The 1,121-nt window shown below is 71.4% G+C and carries 2 pseudogenes; both read right to left on the reverse strand.

Annotated features, from left to right (window positions below):
* Nucleotides 1-640, reverse strand: a pseudogene (locus NT8_RS28130) (hypothetical protein); the annotation flags it as partial.
* Nucleotides 641-817: 177 nt separating this feature from the next.
* Nucleotides 818-1,121: pseudogene (locus NT8_RS28135) on the reverse strand (hypothetical protein); the annotation flags it as partial.

A 1,121-nucleotide genomic window follows, 5' to 3' on the forward strand; every position in this document is an offset into this window, starting at 1 on the left:
TGATCTTGTCGTGCGGCGGCCGGCAGTTCGGGTAGTTCGCGGACGGGCTGTAGGACGACACGTAGATGTAGTCCGTCTTGCCGTCCTTGCTCGGCACCAGGGTGTTGGTGTGCGAGCCGCAGTCCGTGCCGACGGCCGCCACGTAGGCCGGGTTCGCCTTGTCGGAGATGTCGAAGACCCGCATCCCCTCGAACGCGTCGGCGTCGGTGGGGCTGGAGGCCGGGGCCCCGCACTCCTCCCCGGCGCGCGGGTAGTCGACCGAGAAGTACAGCAGGTCGCCGCTCACCGACACGTCGCCCTGGCCGCCCTCGCACAGCACCTGGCTGACGATCTCGGGCTCCGCCGGGGTGGAGATGTCGTAGATGGTGAACCCGTTGTAGTTGCCGTCGATGGCGTAGTCGCCGGTGAACGCCAGGTCGGAGTTGAAGGCGCTCGTGTCGTCGAACGGCGGCTGCTTGGGCAGGTTCGCGAGGTGGACCACGTTGTCGCTGGTCATGACCTCGTCGGCCGGCGCCTCGGTGTCGGCCGCGGCGGCGGTGGGCAGGAGCCCGGTCAGCAGGACGGCGGCGCCGAGCACGGCCGTGCCCGCACGCCGGAGGCGGTGGTTCCGGCGCCGTAACGGCCCGGGGGATGTCGGCATAAGGACTCCTCTTCCGCTACTTCTCATGAAAGTACCGAGAGCGGCGCCCGTACGCACTCGGACGCGCCCTCGTGTCGCGGCCGCTCCGGCCGGGCGCCCGTGCGGGGCGCCCAGCCGGGCCGGCGGCGGCCGGACGGCCCGCGGTCGCAACCGCGGGCCGCGCCGGTGGTCGTCCGGCTACCGGCGCCCGGGCCGGTAGACGGGCTGGCTCTGCGGGTTGAACTCGTCGAACTCCACGCGCTCGGCGCCGCGCAGGCGGCGGTCGTCGAGGCGGAGGACGTCGAGGCCGCGGGTCCGCTCCGAGGAGTAGACGTAGCCGTTGTAGTAGTACGCCGACCAGGTGCCGCCCCGGACCAGTTCGGTGTCGGAGACGGGACCGCGGTCGAAGTAGCCGATCTCGCGCGGCTTGCGCGGGTTGTTGAAGTCGATGACCGACACCCCGCCCTGGTACCAGGACTGCACGAAGTAGTCCTTGCCGGGC

Origin of the sequence: Nocardiopsis trehalosi NBRC 14201, from assembly GCF_001552555.1 — a bacterium.
Taxonomy (GTDB): Bacteria; Actinomycetota; Actinomycetes; order Streptosporangiales; family Streptosporangiaceae; genus Nocardiopsis_B; species Nocardiopsis_B trehalosi.